The 22,759-nt window shown below is 39.8% G+C and carries 20 protein-coding genes, 2 pseudogenes and 1 riboswitch; of the genes and pseudogenes, 4 read left to right on the top strand and 18 right to left on the bottom strand.

The genetic code is table 11. The features are described 5' to 3' along the window. Nucleotides 1-340: 340 nt before the first annotated feature. The 17 genes and pseudogenes from ABES02_RS02220 to ABES02_RS02140 form a co-directional block, all read right to left on the bottom strand. Nucleotides 341-1,036, bottom strand: coding sequence for a response regulator (locus ABES02_RS02220; protein ID WP_430130169.1), 696 nt, complete (start codon nt 1,034-1,036; stop codon nt 341-343). Next, complete coding sequence (locus tag ABES02_RS02215; RefSeq protein WP_430130166.1) at nt 1,033-3,741, bottom strand: ATP-binding protein; 2,709 nt, start codon at nt 3,739-3,741, stop codon at nt 1,033-1,035. Before ABES02_RS02215 ends, ABES02_RS02220 begins: the two co-directional genes overlap by 4 nt. Nucleotides 3,742-3,780: 39 nt before the next feature. Next, complete coding sequence (locus ABES02_RS02210) at nt 3,781-4,323, bottom strand: hypothetical protein (protein WP_430130163.1); 543 nt, start codon at nt 4,321-4,323, stop codon at nt 3,781-3,783. 137 nt (nt 4,324-4,460) lie between these two features. Further along, nucleotides 4,461-6,782, bottom strand: coding sequence for a universal stress protein (locus ABES02_RS02205; RefSeq protein ID WP_430130160.1), 2,322 nt, complete (start codon nt 6,780-6,782; stop codon nt 4,461-4,463). Between the two features lie 58 nt (nt 6,783-6,840). Continuing rightward, a complete protein-coding gene (gene kdpC, locus ABES02_RS02200) occupies nt 6,841-7,401 on the bottom strand; it encodes a potassium-transporting ATPase subunit KdpC (protein ID WP_430130157.1) in 561 nt (186 codons plus the stop codon). Between the two features lie 26 nt (nt 7,402-7,427). Continuing rightward, nucleotides 7,428-9,470 (bottom strand): potassium-transporting ATPase subunit KdpB, encoded by a 2,043-nt coding sequence (gene kdpB / locus ABES02_RS02195; RefSeq protein ID WP_430130180.1) that lies wholly within the window; start codon nt 9,468-9,470, stop codon nt 7,428-7,430. A 12-nt stretch (nt 9,471-9,482) separates the two neighbouring features. Further along, the gene (gene kdpA / locus ABES02_RS02190; RefSeq protein WP_430130178.1) at nt 9,483-11,156 is read right to left on the bottom strand and encodes a potassium-transporting ATPase subunit KdpA; all 1,674 of its coding nucleotides are present in this window, start codon (nt 11,154-11,156) and stop codon (nt 9,483-9,485) included. A gap of 47 nt (nt 11,157-11,203) precedes the next feature. Continuing rightward, entirely contained in the window at nt 11,204-11,308 is a 105-nt protein-coding gene (gene kdpF / locus ABES02_RS02185) for a K(+)-transporting ATPase subunit F (protein ID WP_198312363.1), read from the bottom strand. 840 nt (nt 11,309-12,148) lie between these two features. Beyond that, nucleotides 12,149-13,384 (bottom strand): annotated as a pseudogene (locus ABES02_RS02180) (aspartate kinase). A 403-nt stretch (nt 13,385-13,787) separates the two neighbouring features. Further along, a riboswitch (cyclic di-AMP (ydaO/yuaA leader) is annotated at nt 13,788-13,932 on the bottom strand. A gap of 384 nt (nt 13,933-14,316) precedes the next feature. Further along, entirely contained in the window at nt 14,317-14,547 is a 231-nt protein-coding gene (locus tag ABES02_RS02175) for a hypothetical protein (protein WP_430130154.1), read from the bottom strand. A gap of 495 nt (nt 14,548-15,042) precedes the next feature. Continuing rightward, nucleotides 15,043-15,792 carry an ABC transporter permease gene (locus tag ABES02_RS02170; RefSeq protein ID WP_430130151.1) on the bottom strand — a complete coding sequence of 250 codons (750 nt, stop codon included), beginning with the start codon at nt 15,790-15,792 and terminating at the stop codon, nt 15,043-15,045. Next, nucleotides 15,793-16,554, bottom strand: a complete 762-nt coding sequence (locus ABES02_RS02165) for an ABC transporter ATP-binding protein (RefSeq protein ID WP_430130148.1) — start codon at nt 16,552-16,554, stop codon at nt 15,793-15,795. Between the two features lie 163 nt (nt 16,555-16,717). Continuing rightward, nucleotides 16,718-16,828: pseudogene (locus ABES02_RS02160) on the bottom strand (DUF1048 domain-containing protein); the annotation flags it as partial. Nucleotides 16,829-16,893: 65 nt separating this feature from the next. Further along, nucleotides 16,894-17,235 carry a DUF1048 domain-containing protein gene (locus ABES02_RS02155; RefSeq protein WP_430130145.1) on the bottom strand — a complete coding sequence of 114 codons (342 nt, stop codon included), beginning with the start codon at nt 17,233-17,235 and terminating at the stop codon, nt 16,894-16,896. Next, nucleotides 17,232-17,576: a PadR family transcriptional regulator gene (locus ABES02_RS02150; RefSeq protein WP_430130142.1), complete on the bottom strand. Its 345-nt coding sequence runs from the start codon at nt 17,574-17,576 to the stop codon at nt 17,232-17,234. The genes ABES02_RS02155 and ABES02_RS02150 overlap by 4 nt, the downstream gene beginning before the upstream one ends. Before the next feature lie 167 nt (nt 17,577-17,743). Then, nucleotides 17,744-18,178 (bottom strand): hypothetical protein, encoded by a 435-nt coding sequence (locus ABES02_RS02145; protein ID WP_430130139.1) that lies wholly within the window; start codon nt 18,176-18,178, stop codon nt 17,744-17,746. A 263-nt stretch (nt 18,179-18,441) separates the two neighbouring features. Beyond that, nucleotides 18,442-18,579: a hypothetical protein gene (locus tag ABES02_RS02140; RefSeq protein WP_430130136.1), complete on the bottom strand. Its 138-nt coding sequence runs from the start codon at nt 18,577-18,579 to the stop codon at nt 18,442-18,444. A 275-nt stretch (nt 18,580-18,854) separates the two neighbouring features. On the opposite strand from ABES02_RS02140, the gene ABES02_RS02135 reads away from it, so the two are divergent. The 4 genes from ABES02_RS02135 (at nt 18,855) to ABES02_RS02120 (ending at nt 21,809) form a co-directional block, all read left to right on the top strand. Next, nucleotides 18,855-19,583 carry an amino acid ABC transporter ATP-binding protein gene (locus tag ABES02_RS02135; protein WP_430130133.1) on the top strand — a complete coding sequence of 243 codons (729 nt, stop codon included), beginning with the start codon at nt 18,855-18,857 and terminating at the stop codon, nt 19,581-19,583. A gap of 42 nt (nt 19,584-19,625) precedes the next feature. Next, complete coding sequence (locus ABES02_RS02130) at nt 19,626-20,405, top strand: transporter substrate-binding domain-containing protein (RefSeq protein ID WP_430130175.1); 780 nt, start codon at nt 19,626-19,628, stop codon at nt 20,403-20,405. A gap of 90 nt (nt 20,406-20,495) precedes the next feature. Further along, a complete protein-coding gene (locus ABES02_RS02125) occupies nt 20,496-21,134 on the top strand; it encodes an amino acid ABC transporter permease (RefSeq protein WP_430130130.1) in 639 nt (212 codons plus the stop codon). Between the two features lie 12 nt (nt 21,135-21,146). Continuing rightward, complete coding sequence (locus ABES02_RS02120) at nt 21,147-21,809, top strand: amino acid ABC transporter permease (protein WP_430130127.1); 663 nt, start codon at nt 21,147-21,149, stop codon at nt 21,807-21,809. 61 nt (nt 21,810-21,870) lie between these two features. Here ABES02_RS02120 and ABES02_RS02115 read toward each other — a convergent pair whose 3' ends face one another. Beyond that, on the bottom strand, nt 21,871-22,425 hold the full coding sequence (locus ABES02_RS02115) for a DUF4865 family protein (RefSeq protein WP_430130124.1): 555 nt from the start codon (nt 22,423-22,425) through the stop codon (nt 21,871-21,873). Nucleotides 22,426-22,759 lie beyond the last annotated feature (334 nt).

Below are 22,759 nucleotides of genomic sequence, written 5' to 3'. Positions count from 1 at the left end.
CCTGGCACACCAAGAAAAAGGGCTGCCGCAGCAACCCAATCTTCAACTCTTGTTCCCATTGCTTTATATTTCAGCAATTTTTTATAAACCCGCATTAACCAAATAAGAGAATAAATCTATTATACCTATTACAATCCCAATGGATAATAAAGAATTCACATAACACTTAGAAATAAAAGTACAGGAGTCGAAAAGCCGGTTTTTCCAGTATTAATGGAAAAAATGGCTTTATTAAGATTAGCATAAAAACCAGTTCCATTTGAAAGGTCCACACTGTAAATGAATTCATTAGTTTTTTAACACTGAATCAACTAAAAAAACGAATAAGTTAAGGTAAAAATTAAGTATTTGTCATAAATCGATAACCAATTCCCGATTCTGTAATGATAAATTTCGGCCTAGCGGGATCAGTTTCAATCTTTTTTCGCAAATGCCCGATATATACTCGCAAATAATGACTATCCGTATTATATTGATGACCACCCCAAACCTGCTGAAGCAATTGTTTATGAGTCATAACACGACCAGCATTCGTAGCAAGTATTTTCAAAAGTTCATATTCCGTTGGGGTCAGTTTAATTTTCTCGCCATCTAATTCAACAGTTCGCCCAGATAAATCAATTACAAGCCTTCCAAAATCCAAGATAGGTTCATCCTGTGATTTAGCATTATGTCTTAATGCAACCCGAATCCGAGCAAGGAGTTCACCCATTCCAAAAGGTTTCGTCACATAATCATCCGCTCCACTATCTAGTGCAGTAATCTTATCTTCTTCCCGGTCCTTTGCCGTCAAAACAATAATCGGTATTTGGGTCCATTCGCGAATGCGGTGAAGAACTTCCATACCTGTAATATCAGGTAATCCTAAATCCAATACTATAAGATCTGGGCGAACCATTGTCGTTTTAAGGATACCTTCTTCCCCCGATGATGCCGCGACAATTTCAAACCCGTGGGCCTGCAACGTAACACGTAATAACTTTTGAATTTGGGGTTCATCATCGATAACCAGTATTTTTCCTCCAGAACTTGTCATGAGGTTTCTACACCTTCTTCTTGTAGATTTTCAGTTCGCAAAAAGGGTGGATCAAGCAAGGGAATAGAAACCGTAATGACGGTTCCTTTTGGACTGTTTTCTGTTGCTCGAATGGTCCCCCCATGTGCTTCAATAATCCCTTTACAGATGGCTAGGCCAAGCCCGGTGCCAGGTATATTTTTTGTAGATTCCCCCCGGTAAAATTTACTAAATATGCGACCTAATTCATGCGGGGGAATTCCTACCCCTTCATCTTTAATCGCAATTTCAATCACATTTTTGTTTTTCTTGGCAGAAAGTACAATTACGCTTCGATCAGGTGAATACTTAATAGCATTGCTTAATACATTAACTAAAACTTGCTCCAAAAGTACGTCATCCACTTCGATTGGGGGAATGGATTCATCGATCGCCAATCGGATAACACGATTTTGAAGTGAGTCGTTTACCTGAGTTAAGGCAACCCCTACAATGTCTTCAAGGCCACACCAATGCTTCCGTAAGCGTAACATCCCACTCTCAATGCGAACCATTCCTAATAAATTAGTAATTAGGCGATTCATTCGCATGGCTCCCTCACGAATGGTCGATAGGAGTTCGTTGCGATCATTCGAACTAAACACCGCGTCCCCATCTATCAAAGCCGTCACGGAACCAATAATTGTAGCGAGAGGAGTACGTAATTCGTGAGAGATTGAATCAAGAAGAGCGGTTCGTAACCTTTCCGATTCAGCAGTTAAATGGGCAACCTTCGCTTCCTCTTGAAGTTTTATTCGGGCAATTGCCATTGCGGAGAGGCTTGTGAGGGCTTCAATTAACTGTATTCGGTCAGGAGTTACCACCAAATTTTGATTTTTTAAATGGACAGCCAACACTCCATGTATTTGGTCTTCCGTTTTCAGAGGGATATATAAGTCAGGAGAGTCATGTAAGGTTTGTGTTCCATTGCCTGCTATCTCCCCGTTTCGATATACCCATTTTACTATTACCATACTTAGTTCTCGCTGACCCCAGGTCAAATCTCCACTCGAATATTCTGTTAATCGCAACTCACCTGTTTCCGAAGGCAAATATATGGATACTTGGGCACCGATGGTTTCAGATATTTGCCGAACCATACTTTTAAGAGCTGCACTCAAATCAGTAACTGCCGTCATTTGACGACTTAACGCATACAATGTTGAAGTGATTGTTTCCCGTTGTCTAACCTCATGCAATTGGTACCTTAATCTGGATGCAAGACTTGCCGTAAGGGTTGCAACCACCAAAAACACAACGAAAGAAATCATATAACGTAAATCGGACACCGTAAGACTATACACTGGAGGAACGAAAAAAAAATCGAAAGCAAGAACCCCAATCCCAGCAGCATAGAATGAAGGTCCAATCCCAAAGCGGACTGATCCAAAGAGTACGGGAAACAAGTAAAGAAGCGCAATGTTTACTAAATCAAATGTTAGACCAAATATCCTTAAAAGTATGGTAAGCAAAGCTACAGATACTGTAATGATAAAATATGGACTCCATTTCAAATTCTCTCTGGAAACAGTAATATGCTTTTTGTCGTGACGGCTCTCAACCTTACCCGGAATGATATGCACACTAATTTCATGACTATTTCGAATGACTTGATTTACAACAGAACCATGAATCCACTCCCAAATACGAGAATACCTTGGCTTGCCAATTACAATTTGTTTTACATTCTGATTTCGGGCTAGCTCCAAGATTTCCTCAGCCACGCTGTTTCCGGTTATAGTCATTACGGTGGCACCAAGTTCTTCTGCAAATTGAAGATTACTTGAAAGCGCTAAACGTTCTTGCTCACTCTTCGGAAGCCTGCGAGGTGTTTCAACATAAGTAGCAATCCACTCCGCTTTAAGGCTGCTCGCCATTTGCCGAGCCATTCGAATGAGCTGTTTCGAAAAAGGACTGGCACTAACACAGACCATTACTTTTTCCGAAACTGGCCATGGACCAGGGATTTTATTCGAATGCATATATTCATCTAACTGGTGATCTACCTGCCCCGCAGCATAACGAAGTGCCATTTCTCGAAGTGCAATGATATTTCCAAGACGAAAGAACTTACAGGCATCAATGTTTTTAGGAATGGTTCGGATTTTTCCTTCTTGGAATCTCCGAATGATTTCATCTGATGGACTGTCCACCAAACGAATTTGGCTTGCACGTTCGAGGAATTTATCGGGTACAGTTTCAATAACTTCCATACCGATAATTTTAGAAACAATGTCTTTTAAACTTTCTACTTCGTAAATATTTAACGTAGTATAGACATCTATTCCAGCCATCAATATCGCTTCCACATCCCGATAACGCTTTGCACGCGGTGAACCGGGTGCATTGGAATGTGCCAATTCATCAATTAGTACAAGTTGTGGGTGGCGATTTAAAATTTCTTCAACATCCATTTCAAAACAATGGAGTTCATCATCTTGAATAAGGCGAGGTTTTATAATAGGTAACTCTTTTATTCTATCCTTCTTCTCGTAACGATCGTACTCCTCCAACCAACCAATCAAAATTTCTTGTCCCTCTTCCTGCTTGATACAAGCAGCGTCTAACATTGTATAAGTCTTACCAACCCCACTTGATGCACCTAAAAAAACAGTGAGTTCACCGTACCTTTTTCCTGTGGAACGAATGGTTCCTACACTACTTTCCCATTGTTCTTCATCCATCATTTACCACCTCCTCTGACTTTTACCCATATTCTAATCACTCTATAAGGATAAGTTTCCATTATTATTCCATCTTAAATCGCTATCTTCATTTAATGATCGGAGTTGAATATTATGCTCCTGATTGACCTTTGCAAGGAATTCATTAAGATGCTCTTCTGTTTCACAAACGGACACGTGTTCTAACCAGATGGAGAGTTTCTTTTTCTGTATTGCAGAAACATAGCAAGGGTAGGTCTTTCGGGAACGAAGAATATACCATCCCGATTTTACGTCTTTCCATGGGCTTTTGAATATTGCGAAAATCGACAAACGTGACCGTTGTTTCCAGTCTTGTTCTTTTTGTAGATCCCGAATGGTAGAGTAAACTTCTTGAAGGTCTTTCGTCTCACAAGAATGTGTGTGCCCGTATAATTGTATTTGCTTACGAATCTCACTCGCACTATCACCAAACCAATATCCCATTACAATTTTCAAACTGCCCTGATACTTCCATATGGCACCAAACCATCGATATTTTAGGGTATGAATATCTAAATATCCCTTCTCGCAACCGAAATATAATGTTTCTTGATCAGTATTCATCTTATCATCAGTCCCTTGAATTTGCTACGACATGTAAATTACAAACTGTGCATTCCAAGACACGATTCACTCGATTACTTTCCATTTTAAAATCCAAACCTTTTTTCTACTCTTTCTTTCTATGATGGAGCTGATATTTAGTCAGCCACAATTAGTACATCCATATGGCGTACTTCTCTTAACAACCGTTGCGTAACAGACCCCTTTTTGATTTCCTCCCAACGGGTACGGGCTGATTGGCCTATTAAAACTTGAGTCGCATTTTTCTCATTCATTTGCTTTACCAATTCTCGAAAGATATTGCGTCGATTGCCTGTTTCGTATTGTTCAAATATCCCACCGAGCCGTTCTGTCAGTTGTCGAATTTTATTTAATGTTTCCTTCTCCTGGTCGGTTAAGGGGTGATGGTCTTTAACATAAGCCACGTACCAGAGAGCCTTTAATCGATAAGCAATCCGGAATCCTCTGCGTATTAACCTTTCACTGTCGTGCCTCAGATTTGTACATACAAAAATCACTTCTTCTTTTCTCCAAGGTCCTCTTAATGTCCGTTTTCTCTCCCATGCCTCAAGCCGTTCATCCACATCATCTGCCACTTCCCGTAAAGCTAATTCTCGAAGGGCGATAAGATTTCCGGTTTTAAAGAAATGGTTCAATGCTTGCTCCACTTTTGCAGGAGCATAAATTCTTCCTTCCTTCATCCGTTCCCTTAGCGCTTTTGGAGAGATATCAATCAATTCGATTTCATCTGCCTTTCGCAAGATATGGTCAGGGACGGTTTCCCCCACTCTCACGCCTGTTATTTGCTCCACACTATCATTGAGACTTTCTAAATGTTGAATATTCATCGTGGAAATGACCGAGATGCCTGCCTTTAAGAGTACCTCCACATCCTCGTATCTTTTGCGGTACTTGCTTCCAGGTATATTTGTATGGGCTAACTCATCGACTAAAACAACCTCTGGATTACTTTCAATAATGGCATCAGTATCCATTTCCTCAAGTGCAGTTCCTTTATAAAAAATCTTTTTTCGAGGAATGATTTCTAAAGAGCCAATTTGTTCAAATGTCTCTTTCCGCCCATGGGTTTCGAGGAATCCAATGACGATATCGATCCCTTTTTTCTTAAGTTCGTTGGCTTCCCGGAGCATCGTATACGTTTTCCCTACTCCGGGTGCTGCCCCAATATATACTTTTAATGTTCCCCGATTTATTTGATTAATCTTGTTTTCCAGTTCCCCAAGAGTGAGTCTCCGATAAGGATTATCTTTATCTTTTTTCCTTTGTTTGGTTGGAATGACACGTTCTCCATCCTTTTCTGCTCTGTCCGCAACAATAAAAACATCGATATTCTTCGTTTTCCGGAGGATTCTGTTAATAATGGATCCGTAAACGATTTCCTCCCACCGTGTTCGTTTCGATTGTCCCATTACAACTCTAGTTACATTGTGTTTCGTGGCATATCGAACAATTTGATCCGCAACCGACTCCATCGGAACTTCCTCAAATTCGCCGTCAACTTTCTCTACCAGCTTTATTATTGCTCGCTTAAAGGTTAGTTCATTTTTAGATAATTTCTTATTAGACGACTGAAAGCAAACAACAATCAATTCTCCACCTAATCTTTTGGCAATCTGCTGTCCGCGCCTAACCAAAATGGATCCATTCCAATGGTATTGAACGGTCACTAAAATTTTTTCAGAAGCTCCCGAAGGACCGGTCATTCCATGCTTTTCACGGTAGTCATCGAGGTCATCATTTACTTCCCCTGCTAAATAGCGTAGTGCGAGTTCACGAAGGACAGCTAGATTTCCTCTGTGAAATAGGTTATCTCTTGTTCGTTTTTTATCGTTGGAAGACTCAATTGCACCTTCACGGATCCTTTGAAGGATCACTTCCGGAGTCACATCCAATAGCTTTACTTCATCTGCAAGAGCAAGTGTATCCTCGGGAACACTGCAATGGACCTGTACTTTACCACCTGTTAATTTACTCGCTATCCCCTTTACGTCTTCAAGCTCAAATATATTAACGGTTGTTATGATACTAATTTTCATGTTTAAAAGATAATTGATATCGTCTAATCGAGTAGGTCTAGTAGCCTCCGGTCGATTATGATGTGCCAGATTATCCACTAAAACAACTTCTGGATTTCGGGCAATGATTCCGTCTACATCCAAGTCATATTTTTCTTGACCATGATCTATCCAATGAATGGAGGCAATAGTTTCCAATTCGCCAATTTGTTCTTTGATTTTAGGACGATTTAAGGTGCTAATACTTCCAATAACAACATCAATACCTCGTTTTTTTAAACTATTGCCTTCAAGCAGCATGTGATACGTTTTTCCAGAACCAGGAACGGCACCAAGGATAATTTTCAAATGACCCCTTCGAATTTTTTGAATCGATTTTAAAATTTCCTCAGGTGTTTTTCTGCGAAATTGGTCTTCACCCAAATTTACCCCTCCTTTCATGCAATAGACAAAGAAGGGAAGAGAAGGCTCTCCCCTTGAATTATTTCAATTGTTGTAGTGCGATGTTTAAATCTAAAACATTCACACGCGGCTCACCAAAAATCCCCAATGATCGACCTTTTGTATGTTCATTTATTAGCGCTTGGATTCGATTTTCTGAAACACCTCTTGCTTTTGCAATTCTTGGCACTTGAGCTTTCGCTGCTTCAGGAGATAAATCCGGGTCGAAGCCGGAACCAGACGTAGTGACTAAATCTGCTGGAATTGAATTTCCGATATTAGGATCGTCTTTTTTTACTTGATTTACGTTGTTTTTAACAGTTTTAACATAATCACTCGATGCAACTGCTGCATTTGTCGCAGCAGAAGCTGTTGGATCATATTTTGCCGCTGAAGTTCTTGGCTTGAACCACTGCGGTCCTTTAAAACCTTGTGCTAAAAGCACTGATCCTTGTACTTTTCCGTTCTGAGTAACGAGACTTCCTTCTGCTTGCTTGTGAAAAAGCACCTGTGCAACGGCTGTTGTTGCCAAAGGATAGATTAATCCACATAGTATCATTAAGAACAAAGAAGCTCGTAGGGCAACTAGGAATGACTTCATTAATAATCTCCTCCAGATTTCCTGATTTACGCTAGATGTAAAGCAGTTACAATCAAATCAATGATTTTAATACCGATAAAAGGAACAACTACCCCGCCAAGTCCATAAATAAGAAGGTTTCGAGAAAGCAGTTTATTCGCACTCATCGCTTTATATTTTGCCCCCTTCATCGCAATTGGGATGAGGAGCGGGATGATGATCGCATTAAAAATCAACGCGGACAGAATCGCCGATTTTGGTGATGCCAGCCCCATGATATTAAGAGCTTGCAACTGCGGGATCATCGTAATAAACAGCGCAGGAATGATCGCAAAATATTTAGCAATGTCGTTTGAAATCGAGAAAGTGGTTAATGCTCCCCGTGTTATCAGTAATTGCTTTCCAATTGCGATAACAGATAATAGTTTAGTAGGATCAGAGTCTAAATCAATCATATTGGCAGCTTCTTTTGCAGCCATTGTTCCTGAATTCATCGCTAACCCTACATCAGCCTGTGCTAAAGCCGGAGCATCATTGGTTCCGTCACCGGTCATCGCCACCAATTTACCTTGATCTTGTTCTTTTTTAATCGCAGCAATTTTATCTTCAGGTTTTGCTTCGGCAATAAAGTCATCAACGCCTGCTTCGGCAGCGATGGTCGCAGCGGTTAATGGGTTATCCCCTGTACACATGATCGTCTTAATCCCCATGGAACGCAGTTCTGCAAAACGTTCCTTCAGCCCAGGTTTCACGGTATCTTTCAGATAGATAACCCCGTATATCGTCTTATCAATGGCAACAGCCAACGGGGTTCCCCCTGCCATGGCTATTTCATCGGCTCTCTTGTCAAGATCTACTGGAACTTTTCCACCTTGAGCAGCGATATATTTCTTGATGGCATCCACTGCGCCTTTTCGGATTTGCGTTCCGCTCTTCAGGTTTAAGCCAGACATTCGGGTTTCTGCTGTAAATTCAATAATTTCTGCTCCTTCGTATTCCTTTTCATCCCAATCGAAACCCTGCTTCCGGGCTAACTCTACAACAGACCGTCCTTCAGGTGTTTCATCTTTTACGGATGCTTTTAAAGAGGCTAAGGAAACTTCCTGTTCAGAAATATTGGCTACTGGTACAAACTCACTTGCCATCCTGTTTCCAAAAGTAATGGTTCCTGTTTTATCAAGAATCATCGTATTGATATCCCCGGCAGCTTCTACTACTTTACCAGACATCGCCAGCACATTGAATTGAGTTACCCTGTTCATACCAGCAATCCCAATCGCGGAAAGCAATCCGCCGATTGTCGTTGGAATTAAGCAAACTAAAAGAGCAATGAGTGTTGCCACGTCTAAACGAACTTTTAAGTAGTCGGCAATCGGCACCAACGTCATGATGACAAATAAGAAAATGAGTGTTAACACAGCCAAAAGAGTCGTTAAAGCAATTTCATTTGGCGTTTTTTGCCGAGAAGCACCTTCAACTAAAGCAATCATTTTATCAAGAAAAGATTCACCTGGGTCAGTCATGATTTTTACGATAATGTAATCAGAAACAACCCTTGTTCCTCCCGTTACAGATGAGAAATCTCCTCCTGCCTCTTTAATAACAGGGGCAGATTCACCGGTGATGGCAGATTCATCAATCGAAGCCAAACCTTCAATAATTTCCCCATCAGAAGGAATTAATTCACCCGTATCGACTCGAACAATATCACCTTTTCTTAATGAAGTAGATGGAAGCTCTTTATATGAACCATCTTTTTGACGAACCTTCGCCATTGTCTCCGATTTCGTTTTTCGGAGAGTATCAGCTTGGGCTTTCCCCCTGCCTTCGGCTAAGGCTTCAGCAAAGTTTGCGAACAGCACCGTAAATAATAGGATAAAAAATACCGCAATATTATACCCACGACCAACTGTACTAGCTGCAAAAATATCAGGTTTAATCGAAAGAATCAGAGTGATGAGTGTCCCCACTTCGACGACAAACATAACGGGATTTTTAATCATCACGACGGGATTTAATTTTTTAAATGAATCAATAATGGCTTGCGAGACCAAATCCTTTGATAGCGTTTTTGTTTGTATTGCCATAATCAGACATCCTCCTTAATGAAACATTCCTAAATGTTCGGCAATTGGACCTAATGCAAGTGCTGGGAAGAACGTTAGTGCACCGATTACCAAAATAATCACGACTAAAATCCCAGTGAATAATGGTGTATCCGTTCGAAATGTTCCCGAGGATGCAGCCACCATTTTCTTCGTAGCAAAAGATCCGGCTATTGCTAGCATGGCAATGATTGATATATATCTCCCCAACAGAATGACTATCCCAATTGAGATATTATAGAAGTCGGTATTCGCTGTCAGACCTCCAAAAGCTGAACCGTTGTTTGCAGCTCCTGATGTAAAAGCGTATAAGACCTCTGATACGCCATGATATCCCGAATTTAAAATAGATGAAATCGCTCCAGGTGTCATCAAGGCAATCGCAGTTGGAACTAAAATAAGTACAGGGTGTATTAGAATTGCAATTGAAGCCAATTTCACTTCTTTAGACTCAATTTTCTTCCCTAAAAATTCTGGTGTACGTCCTACCATCAATCCACAAATAAAAACGGATAAAATGACATACAGCAATCCATTTAACAACCCGACCCCTTTTCCGCCGAACACGTTATTTAACATCATTTCCCCAAGCGGAACCAGACCGCCAATCGGAGTTAAAGAATCGTGCATATTATTAACAGTCCCAGTTGTAACGGCTGTGGTCGTAGCCGTAAATAATGCTGATTCTGATAAACCAAACCGAACCTCTTTCCCCTCCATATTTCCATGAACACCAAGTGCATTTAATGCCGGAGTTCCTTTATATTCAGCTATAAAGACTACCGCAAGAAACATTAAAAACATAATTCCCATCGCGGCGAAAACGGACCAGCCTTGACGTCTGTTCTTAATCATTAAACCAAATGCATATACCAATGCAGTAGGAAGCAGCAGCATACTTAGAATTTCCATCAAATTAGATAATGGAGTTGGATTTTCAAACGGATGTGCCGAGTTGGTGCCAAAATATCCGCCGCCATTTGTTCCAATATGCTTAATCGACTCTAATGCCGCAACAGGACCTCTCGTAATCGTTTGTTTAGCGCCTTCTAATGTTGTGGCATTTACCGACCCATGCAGGGTCTGAGGTACGCCTTGAAATACCAAGAATAATGCAACAAGAAAAGATAATGGCAAGAATACACGTGTGATGGCACGAACCAAGTCAACATAGAAGTTTCCAAGGTTATTCTGACGAGCTACTAATCCGCGAATAAAGGCAATCGCCACTGCAAATCCTGTAGCAGCTGCCGTAAACATTGGGAATGTAATGGCGATCATTTGCGAAAAATAAGAAAGTGAATTTTCTCCGCTATATGCCTGCCAGTTTGTATTCGTAATAAATGACGCCGCCGTATTAAACGCTAAAGCAGGAGGCATATTATCTATCTTATCTGGATTTAAAGGCAGATACTTTTGTATCCTGAAAATGATGTAAAGTAAAATCATCATGATAAAGTTTGAAAGCAACATGGCAAAAACATACTTTTTCCAGCCCATCGTTTCTTTATCTTTGACTCCAATCATACGGTAAATGAACCGCTCTCCCGGTCCAAAAACCCGGTCTAAGTCTGTTTTTTCATAATCAAACACTTTTACAAGGTAGGCGCCTACCGGTTTTACCAGTAAGATGGCAATTACCAAGGTCACAACTACCTGGATTAATCCCATGGTCATTTCGATGTTCCTCCTATATGTTCATCATTGTTAAATGGATCCTAAAACTTTTCAGGTTTAATTAAGACGTAGGTCAAATAAACAATTAAAGCCACTCCAATGATTCCTGGTATAAGCATACCGATTTCCTCCTCATGCTTTTTCACTAAATAAAGTAAATCCCCCAAAGATAGCAAAGGCTAAAACAAAAAGTATAATTGATACAAAATCGTTGTTAAACATACCTAACCTCCTTCCTCATGTTTTCAACTGTTGAGTGCTTACGATTAATCAAACAGTGGAAATTCTCTTCGTTCGGCTTACTCAAACTTCGGATTAAAGAGATACCAAAGATCAAGAGATTTTTCATTTCCCCCCTTATGGTTCAATCCTTTTCTGTGTATCTCAGTAAATTCACCAAAATTCAGCCTCAAACTTATTCAGTGATTATCTTTGTTTAGTATTGAGTGACCTCTTTGGCATAGATAAATTCTACTTTCGTTTCGCGTAAAAATAGGGTAAAAATTTCGTGCAAAGGTGTAAAAAAAATATAAAAATCCAGGGGGTGAAATATTCATTTAGTTCACATTCTTTTAAAATCCAGGAACAAAAAATAGACCATGGCTTACTCGTCCCCCAGTAGATCAATGCCAACGATAACCATATGGAAATATCTAAAAAAGATATACTATTAAGGTATTTCGTTAAATTAATCAATAATTGGAGAAAAAGTACTCATGGTCTACTTAACGCCCAGCAAGCAAAATGTAACTCTTTGTACTGTCCTGTCCCGTTATAGTGATATAAACGCGAAAATGGAGGAGAGAATAGGAGTATTTATTGTGGATATAAATTTAGAAAAGTTTCTAGAGGAGTAAGTTTCGAATTCAAAAAATTCATACTATTGCTAACATAAAAAGCCAAAGACCCTAACTTTGGCTTTTTACTTTGAATTCATCTTTCAATACAAAATTCTTTAAAGAGATATTTTTTTAGAATTTGCAAGTTCAATGAACCATGTCTAACCCTGCTGTTTCCAGACCAAAGGTACAATGAAGTGTTCGAACTACAGTTACCATGCGATCTACAGGGACTATACATCAAATCTTATTTTGCGATGTGCTAACCATTTTTGTCGAAACATTTGAAAAAGCAAGTGCTATATACATTCTTGCAACGATATCCTGAGCAGAACTCAATCCTTTACCAACAATCGAAACTTTTGCTAATCCTGTCTCAGTATACACTCTGTCAAAGTGAAGTCTTTCTCTATGTTCTTCCAGGAATTTTAATGTCCGTTTTGCATTTTCCTTAGATACAACGAAGGAAACAGTCGTTTTAGGTAAATCTTTGGAACTTTGATGGATAAATTCAACATGAATTCGTGAATCCATAAATAAGGAAAATAAGGAATAGAGAGTATTCCCTTCATTTGGGAAATTGGTAATTGTTATTGACAATACATTTTCACTATGTGCAATGCCGCAAACGTGGCTGTCATCCTCCATTCCAAAAATCCCCCGAATGAAAGTCCCCTCTTCATTGGAGAAACTTGATCGAACCGTTAACCTTACTTTATTTTTCTGCGCACATTTTACTGCACGCGGATGTAAAACACTCGCACCTAATCTGGCCATTTCAAGCATTTCGTCAAAAGATATACTTTTTATTTTTTTTGCCGTCGGCACAATGCGCGGATCTGCGGAATACACACCATCCACATCCGTATAAATCTCACACAAATCTGCATTGAGCATTGCTGCAAGCGCTACGGCTGTCGTATCGGATCCTCCTCGCCCCAATGTGGTAATTTCCCCATTTTCTGTAATTCCTTGGAAACCCGCGACAATCACTATGTGTCCTAATTGAAAATGGGACAGTATTTTATAGGTGTCTATTTGTTTTATTCTTGCTTCGGTGTGTTCAGGTTCCGTAATGATTCCAGCCTGCCATCCTGTTAAAGAGACCGCAGAGTACCCCTTGCTCTGTAAAGCCATAGCCAGTAAAGCGATCGATACCTGCTCTCCTGTTGATAAAAGCATATCCATTTCCCGCTCAGGTACTTCATTACAGATTTCATTTGCCATGTCCACCAGTACATCTGTTGATTTTCCCATTGCAGATACTACAACAACGACATCATTTCCTTTTTGCTTTGCGGAAATAATTTTATCAACAGCTTTTAAAATTCTATCTTTAGTTCCTACCGAAGTGCCACCAAATTTTTGTACGATCATTCCCATTTTAACCAACCTCTCCTCTTCAAGTTTATTTCAGTAATCTTATCCATTTACCTAAACTCAAACTTAATTGCATTGAGAGAAATTTTCAGGTTAATACCATCAGTTTTCACAAAAAATAGACCTGGATTTCTTTCTCCCCGTATTTGCAGACATGCAAAATCATAATCGTTCTGTGGAGAATAAAACTTTTCCCCAACTGCATTATGACTTGCAACAACAAAATAAAATCGGAGAAAAAGTCATCAGGTCTACTTAGCGCCCAGCGAAGATTTGCCTCTCTTTGCGTTCTGTCTTCTAAATTCCTTTTTCTAATTCATTGGCAGAATAAAAAGACCTACTGTTAATCTTTAGACGATCTTGTTTTAATTACAAGCAAAACAGCCCTCAGATTTTACGGTCTTTTGACCTCCCTCGCTTTAGCCGACGAAGTTAGCTGACGGGTAGGATGGCGGAAGAGTATCTCATCCCTTCTGGTTTCCCAGAATGAATCCAATTAACTGGTTCCTCCGCTCCTGATTTCCTCAGTATTAATCCGGTATATTAATTGGTTTACAAGTAGTGATTAAATTCTTTATTATCAATTTGTAAATAGCTAATTTCGAATAAAAAATGACTTTTTTGTAAAATATTTATATAAAACAGGATTTTCTCTTATTTATTCACTTTTTTTCTACTTTTTAATTTTTCTAGCAAAATTAAGTAAAAGAATACTATAAAAGGTGTAGCAAAACCAAGGTAATCAAAGAATTTTTCAAACATAATAAGTTCCTCCAAATTCAATACTCCGCAAGATAGATTTTTTATGAAACCCATCGAAAAATACAAACAGATAAAGAACCGTTGGGATTTCTGATTCAACTTTGGAAAGAAAGGTACTCATTGGTCTACCATTTCAGAACATATACATTCAATATTTATATATTAAATTTTTTTCATGATTTATATCGATTTTGCCAAATCACTACGAGCCCTGCCTCTCTCATAGCACTTGTGGCTCCGACGACCACTCCAGGTTGATTTGGTTTAAGAATTAGATATATATATTTCTTGATCTTGTTATTACGTTTCTCCCATGACATGACTTCTCTTACGCCGAATATTACGAAAAAAAAGTTGAACAGCCAAAGATTATAAAGCCAAATAGTCTCTTGAATTATTGACATTCTGATACCTCCACAAGAATTAATTTCATCTTTATAATTCTTTAAGTTGAACTAGGATTAATTTTTATTCGTATTGAATTGCTTCTCTGGCATAGACTGATTCTACTTCATTTTCACGTCAAAATAGGGTAAAAAAAATGGGCAAAGGTGTAAAAAAAACATAAAAATCCATGGGGTAAAATTTCATTTAGTTCACAATAAAACAACAAAAAATCCGATTTAAAGGAGAAAAATCCTCTCTTTTCTTGCTGCCTTAAAAACTTTTTCCTTCAATCGAAAAAAACTATGAATCACATTCCAGCTGAAATGTAATCCATAGTTCCTTAAGTTAATGGCATTGGTTACCAAAGCGGTTTTACTTCAGAATCTTCTCATTTACTGTCAATTATATCTATGGGCTTCATTCTATTAATTTCTCCTCCTGCGAAAGAGCATAACCCGCTGTAAATTCTTCTAAAGCATGCATGGCAAACCTCTAATCCCATATTGGTGGACTTACCCTAACTGGCGTTTAAATTGTTTACTGGCGATGAAGTAAGCTATGACCATGATGCCGACGCACCAGGCAAGCGCGATCCAGATATCATTGCCAACAGACCCTTCATACAAGAGGGCACGAATTGCATTCACGATTGAAGTCACTGGCTGGTTCTCAGCGAACGCACGGACAATTTTAGGCATGGTTTCGGTAGGGACAAAGGCCGAACTGATAAACGGCAGGAAAATCAGCGGGTACGAGTAGGCTGTCGCCCCTTCCATAGACCGCGCTCTCAATCCGGGAATGACCGCCAGCCATGTCAGCGCCAGCGTAAACAGCCCGAGTATCCCAGCTACTGCGAGCCAATCCAGGATACCAGCGCTGGAACGGAAGCCCATCAAGAGGGCGATGAGGATAACCACCACGACAGTAAGCGCATTGGAAACAAGCGAAGTCAACACGTGAGCCCACAATACCGATGAACGCTTGATTGGCATCGTAATGAAACGCGCCATCAGTCCGCTCTTTACATCGTTAAACAGCCGCAAGGAAGTGTAAGCGACGCCGGAAGCGATAGCCATTAGCAAGATTCCCGGCAATAAATAATTGACGTAGTTGTCCGTGCCAGTCTCTATGGCGCCGCCAAATACGTAAACAAACAGCAGCATCATCATAATCGGCGTAATCGCCACCGTGATAATCGTATCCGGGCTGCGCATGATGTTCCGCATTAAACGCCCTAGTAATACCCCTGTATTGCTTTTCATTTACATCTCCTCCTTTTTGCCGATAATCGCGAGGAAAATTTCCTCCAGTGTCGGCTGCTTCTCGATGTACTCCACTTTCGCTGGCGGGAACATCTCCTTGAGTTCGGTAAGGGTACCGGTTTTGATGATTTTTCCACCATGCAGGATGGCAATACGGTCCGCCAGTTGTTCAGCTTCCTCCAGGTACTGGGTTGTCAGCAAGATGGTCGTGCCTCCGCTGGCAAGCTCCTTGACGGTTTCCCAGACTTCAATCCGCGCTTCGGGGTCAAGCCCTGTCGTCGGTTCGTCAAGAAAAATGACTGCTGGCGTCCCTATCAGGCTCATGGCTATGTCAAGCCGGCGCTTCATCCCGCCGGAATATTTGTCCGCCCGGCGGTTGGCCGCGTCACGCAGGCTAAATCTTGCAAGCAGATTGTCGGTGACTTGAGCGGGATTGGAAACTCCCCTCAACTTGGCGATCATTATCAGGTTTTCCCTCCCGGTGAGCATGCCGTCCAAAGCTGCGAACTGCCCTGTCAGGCTGATACTCTGGCGAATATGATCTGGTTGAAGTTGGATGTCAAAGCCGCAAATACTTACTTCGCCACCATCGGCCTTCATCAGTGTCGAGAGGATGTTGACCGTCGTAGTCTTGCCCGCTCCATTTGAGCCCAGCAGTGCGAAAATCTCGCCACCCCGCACCTCAAAATCCACCCCCTTTAATACTTCCTTATCTTTAAAGGATTTTTTTAACCCTTTTACAGAAATCGCAGTATTGCTCATACTTTTTTCCCCCTTATAAAAAGCGCAGCAGGGCGCTTGATTGCCTATTCCATTCTACTTAGTCTTACTGATATTCAGTATTACTTACTACCGAGTTAAAAATATAACTGAATAGTGAAGGTGAACACATTACATTTGTAACCAGCTATTCAGTCGGTATGATCTATTGAATTTTCTTTTTTCCCAATCTCCTGATACTCTGATTCAAATCTTCCCGATACTTGTCAACATAGGTTTTAGCATTTGCCACAAGTTCATTGGTAAAGGAAGCCAAGTGCTACCCAGTGGCGGTTTGCGCATTAGTGTCGATATAGGCTAAAATCCACTAGGATTTCTCCGTTAGCTACGACCAATGTTATCGTTCAACTTCTTGCGATACTTATCCTTCCAAGTTTGCTCATCCTTCACTAAGTCGTCGCAGAAAGCAGCAACGTCCTCGCCTGTAAGGTCAGTGACTTTCTTGCCTTCCGCTGCACCTTCCTCGAAGAGGTCGAGAATGCCGTTAAAGATACGGCTGCTGTCCTTCCAGTCGGTGGGACCACCACCAGCAGTCCACATATATTTTTGCATAGCTTTGTAAGCGTTGCGGTACTCACTTGGAAGTGCCTTCGCACGCGCCTCCATCGCCCTCCATTCCCGCTTGTCATCCAGACTTCCAATAATTTTTTCAAAAATACTCATATTATTTCTCCTTTTAATTTTATTTTAGTTTTAAGTTCGTTAATTTTACTTGAAACGAAATCCCATTTTTTCCAAAAATTTTCAAGCTGCTCTTGACCTGCTGTGTTGAGAGTGTAAAATTTTCTTGGCGGTCCCATAGTAGATGGCTTTTTCTCGATGTACACCAGATTGTTTTTCTCAAGCCGCATGGTAATCGTATAAACTGTGCCTTCAACTACATCAGTGAAGCCAAGTTCTCGCAGCTGTTGCGTAATTTCATAGCCGTAAGTTTCGCCGCGACTGATGATTTCAAGTACACAACCCTCAAGCACTCCTTTCAGCATTTCCGTGATATTTTCCAATTTGTCACCTCCATTTAATATTTTACTTATATTTTTTTTAGTACTCTGTAACACAGGTATTTTGTGTTACTTATATTCGGTGTTACTGACTACTAGTATATAGTATTACTGAATAGCATCATTTGTCAATAAAACTTTTCGTCAAAAAAGCCCGTTTTTATCAATATTTATTTACTTGTTATTATTAACTTTCGTGTTTTGACATCAAATATTTTATAACTAATGTCGAACATATGGTCTTTTGTAACTGTCACCTCACAATAATAAGGGATTGACTTTCCATAAGCATCAAGTGCAGGAATATCTCTGAAGGTAAATATTTCATCTGTATGGAGCATTTTAATGTTCGCTTCAGGAGAGCGACCTGCTGAATCTATTTCGATGACACATTTCCCACTGACGACATCATATTCCTTTAGCACAACATATTTTAGGCTTGGCAGAGTAATCCCTAAAAGAAAAACACCAAAAAGTAAGGTTCCAAGACATTTACCTACATTTAATATTCGAAAGTCTTTTGTACCATACATAACAATTAAGGCAAATACTGCCCCTATTACAAATAAGACACCAAGTATGAGCATTAAATAATAAAAGAACATTGTATCACTTCCTCTAACTAATAAATGGAATTTAATATTACCACTTCTTATATTAAACTGTCCCTTTACTACCTAGAAAAAGGACTGCCGAAGCAAATCCTAAACTTAGTATCTATTTTTGAAAGATATACATTCCTGAAAGATTAATCATTACCACCATTACCCGCCAAAGTAATCATCTCAATGGCATTTCATCTACGATAGAAATTTTTTCATTCTATTAATGGTTCCCTCCGCTTATTGAAATGAAGAGGTCATTTCTTTTATTGCTTCTTTATCGGAGTGACCACGGAAAATAATTTTTCAGTAGGATCAGATACATTAAATTCAATTACCTTATATCCATTTCCTCCATCTTTACAATCGCTATTCCTAGATATGATTAATTGCTGGTTATTCATTGTTCTTACTTCCTCCCTAGCATTTCTTACACAGAAGTTACAATATGCAGGAAATAAAAATATGTGATTAAGTTTTTTAAAACTGACTCGGTTTACAGTTATCCCCTATTGATGTTCGGATGTCTATCAATTAATTTTTAGGAAAAAAATCCCAAAATAAAAACGAGTAAATGGTCGCGGTTTGATTAGGACAAGGTTTGAATATACTCTACAGATTCGGAAATGTCCAAAATGGAATTCGTTTCATTATTAGGTTTTCGTTCAGGAGGTCAAGCATGATTGTATTTGATCGGGTTAATAAGTTTTATGGGGACTTTCACGTCTTAAAAAATATTAATCTCACCATCCATCAAGGTGAAGTCGTCGTCGTTATAGGTCCTTCCGGTTCAGGAAAAAGCACCCTGCTGCGTTGTATCAATCATCTGGAATCCATCTCGGACGGGAAACTTAGCGTAAATGGGATATCTGTTGGCGATAAAAATACAGATATCAATAAGCTTCGGCGCAATATCGGCATGGTTTTTCAGCATTTTTATTTATATCCCCACAAAACCGTGCTAGAAAATATCACTCTAGCTCCAATGAAAGTATTGGGCCAATCCGAAAAGGAGGCTCAGGAAACAGCCCGTCATTATCTCGATAAGGTAGGTATCTTAGAAAAAGCCGAGTCTTATCCTTCTCAGCTTTCCGGAGGACAGCAGCAGCGTGTTGCCATAGCCCGCGGACTGGCTATGAAACCGCAAATCATGCTATTCGATGAACCAACCTCAGCACTTGATCCTGAGATGATCGGCGAGGTCTTGGATGTGATGAAAGCCCTTGCCAAGGAAGGCATGACGATGGTCGTCGTCACCCATGAAATGGGCTTTGCCAAGGAAGTGGCTGACCGAATCGTCTTTATGGATGAGGGGCGCATTTTAGAAGAAGCAGTTTCGGCAGAATTTTATGAGAATCCCCGTGAAGAACGGGCTCGCATCTTTCTCAGCCGAATTCTAAATCATTAATTGGAGGGAAATGAATTGTTTATAACAAAAAATATCGTGAAAATGGCGTTAGTAACCATGGTGGCCGCCCTATTCCTTGGCGGTTGCGGTAAGGACAAGGCCTCTACAGATGGCAGCAAGGATGTACTCGCCCAAATTAAGGAAGATAAAAAAATCGTGTTTGGTGTAAAACATGATACTCGCTTATTTGGATTGAAAAATCCTAAGACTGGTGAGGTGGAAGGATTCGACATCGATCTCTCCAAAGCACTGGCAGAAGAAATGTTTGGCAAGGAAGTAAAGCCGGAGTACGTTGAGGTTACATCGAAAACAAGAGTTGGTCTCCTAAATAACGGCAAGGTGGATGCGGTTGTCGCTACGATGACCATCACGGAGGAGCGTAAAAAAGAAGTGGATTTTACAGATGTTTATTTTGATGCCGGGCAATCGTTGCTTGTGAAAAAAGGCAGCAAGATTCATGGACTTGAAGACTTGAAAAAAGGCACAACAGTACTTGCTGTGAAAGGCTCTACATCGACTATCAATATTCGCGAAAAAGCTCCAGAAACCACCGTTCTTGAATATGAAAATTATGCTGAAGCATTTACCGCTTTAAAGGCTGGCAAGGGTGATGCTTTGACTACTGATGATGCAATCCTTTATGGGATGGCAGAAGAAGATCCGTCATTTGAACTTGTCGGAGGAACGTTCACAAAAGAGCCTTATGGAATCGCTGTTAAAAAAGGCAATAAAGAGCTTGTTGATGCGTTGAATAAAGCATTGAAAAGTCTGAAGGAATCCGGAAAGTATGATGAAATTAAGAATAAATGGATTAAAAATTGATGATTTAAACATGGTTTCTCGTCAGGATGGGAAGTTGTCTGTGGGCAGATTTACGGACCTGCCCATCCTGATTTATGAGGAGGAGATTACTTGCTCGATTTCTCGATATTAACGAATCATTTGGATTCCTTATTGGATGGATTAAAAATAACTATCATTGCTAGTTTAATTGCTTTATTAGGGAGCTTTATTTTAGGAACCCTTCTGGCAGTCATGCGTATTGCCCCCTTTAAACCTCTTAACTGGCTGGGGACGGCATACGTTGAATTTATCCGTAACATTCCTGTCCTGGTTATCGTGTTTTTCACGTACTTAGCGGGAAACTTTGGCGGGATGATTGCCGGAACCATCGGATTAACCATCTATACAGCAGCTTTCATTGCCGAAGCCATCCGGGCTGGAATTCTGTCTGTTCCAAAAGGGCAAATGGAAGCAGCCCGTTCTACAGGATTGAGTTACAGCCAGGCCATGCGATGGATTATCCTCCCTCAGGCTATCAAAATCGTTATCCCCCCTCTTGGCAACCAATTTATTAATTTAGTTAAAAATTCATCCTTGTTAGCCGTAGTGGCTGGTGGGGATTTAATGTATCAGGGGGATTTAATATCGACAAAGACATACGTCACCTTTGATACTTATGTCTTTGTTGCTTTATTTTATTTACTATTAACAATCCCTTTAAGTCTTGGCGTACAGTTTTTAGAAAAACGCCTGGCTAGAAGTTATTGAGGAGGTGCCTGGGTGGATTTTCTAGCACCGTTTATAGAAGTCTATACAATTGATAATTTTAAATTTTTGCTAGAAGGATTTGGGGTCACTTTAAAGGTCGCTGGCTTTTCGATTGTGCTCAGCTTCCTGATTGGTGGTCTTATTGGCACACTTAGATATATGAAGATTCCTGTTGTTTCTCCTTTACTTGCTGTGGTGGTCGAGACGAATCGTAACCTACCATTGCTGCTCATCATTTTCTTCGCCTATTTTGCCTTACCCGAAATCGGGATTGAAATGGAAATCACGACTGCAGCAATCGCTGCTTTGACAGTGTTTGAGTCGGCCATGTTATCAGAAATTATCCGTAGCGGCTTAAACTCCATCGAAAAAGGACAAATTGAAGCAGGGCGTGCGTCAGGACTAAGCTACATCCAGACATTACGCTACATCGTCATGCCCCAGGCGCTGAAGAGAATGGTTCCTCCTATTGTCAGCCAATTTATTTCTCTACTAAAAGATACGTCGTTAGCAGTCGTCATCGCGTTGCCAGATCTTTTGCACAACGGACAAATTATTTACGCGCAAAAAGGATCCTATGTGGTACCTGTTTTTGTCTTGGTAGCCTTGATGTACTTTATCGTGAATTATGCTTTGTCACTTGTTGCGCGAAGATTAGAATTGAAGCGAACTTAAGAATCCGGTTACCTTTATATTCTTTTACTATAGACAAAATAAAAAGCCCCTACTCGGGCTCTTATTCAGGAAGTACTTCCTGTGAAATATGGAGAATACTATATGTCACTCCACTCATTTCTTTTACGTTACTTAAATCATTTAAAAAGTAGCACACCTCGTACTCCCATTTTTCAGGATTATAAATCACAATATACTCTGCATCATCAAACGTTTGAATACTTTCTTCGATTTTATCTTTAAAGTTATTCAGGCTTTCTTGTGGTTGTATTTTTCTTGTGATTTGAAAAACATATTTATTCTCTGTGATTTTAGAGGTAGTTGTGTCAATTAGTGGAATTCCGATATTTACTTGCTGCCATCCAAAAGAGTTTAAGATATTATCGTAAAATCCATTAAATAAAAACTTGTTTAACCCGTTGCTGTCCTTCCAAAGATATAACGGGCAATAACTATTTTGCAAATTATGATTGACTCCTTTTTCTGTTACCAAATAAAGTTTGAATTTTAGTTCATCAAATCCGTCCGTTTTGTACCCATTATTTCTTACTCTCTCTTTGATTATATTCATATCATAATCACTTGGTAATAGAATCTTGTATTGTGTTGCTATCATTTATCCATCGCCCCTTTTTGGCTACAATAAATTACATTGTCCTAAATAAACTCATCATTAAGTTCCACTTTTTCATTTTAGCATTAAATTCCATTCCTCTATGTCTCTTTAACATATTTTTACAAGTTATTTTTGAAAAGTTTGTTAAATCTCATCTGAATAAAAGGTATATATTTTTCAAGAGTCGAATAACAGGGTGAAAGGAGGACATTTGTCATGTGTCGGTGTGAGCCGTTATATTTAGGCAAAATAAATAAAACCATTTTTCAATATATTAGAATTCTGGAATATTATCGCTAGCAACCTATATATATAAAATGAAGAATTAACCTTA

This window comes from Neobacillus pocheonensis, from assembly GCF_050477905.1.
GTDB classification, from domain to species: domain Bacteria; phylum Bacillota; class Bacilli; order Bacillales; family Cytobacillaceae; genus Neobacillus; species Neobacillus pocheonensis_A.
The sequence above is the reverse complement of the archived record's forward strand: the minus strand, read 5'-3'. Positions and strand labels throughout refer to the sequence as shown.